The 267-nt window shown below is 48.7% G+C and carries 1 pseudogene; it reads left to right on the top strand.

The features are described from left to right. Positions 1-69: 69 nt before the first annotated feature. Positions 70-267: pseudogene (locus GPL15_RS26000) on the top strand (IS110 family transposase); the annotation flags it as partial.

The raw sequence follows: 267 nt of genomic DNA, 5'->3' as shown, positions 1-267 counted from the left end.
CTTGCCCTCCAGCGCCTTACCAGGCATCGGCTTCACATTTCGGAATGTATTGCCAGTGAGAAAACCTATATGCTTAACAATATCTTCTTAAAGTTCAGCGAGTTTGCCATGCTGGGCAAAGATAAGCATCCCTTCTCCAATAAATACGGAGCTACCGCTGAGGCGGTCCTGACCGACTTTCTTTCTACCGAAGCCATTGTAAATACTCCGGTAGAGGAACTGATCGCATTTATCAGCTCCAGAAGCCATGGCCGCATCTCTGACCCG

Source organism: Clostridium sp. MCC353 (genome assembly GCF_018785315.1).
GTDB lineage: Bacteria > Bacillota > Clostridia > Lachnospirales > Lachnospiraceae > CHH4-2.
The sequence above is the reverse complement of the archived record's forward strand: the minus strand, read 5'-3'. Positions and strand labels throughout refer to the sequence as shown.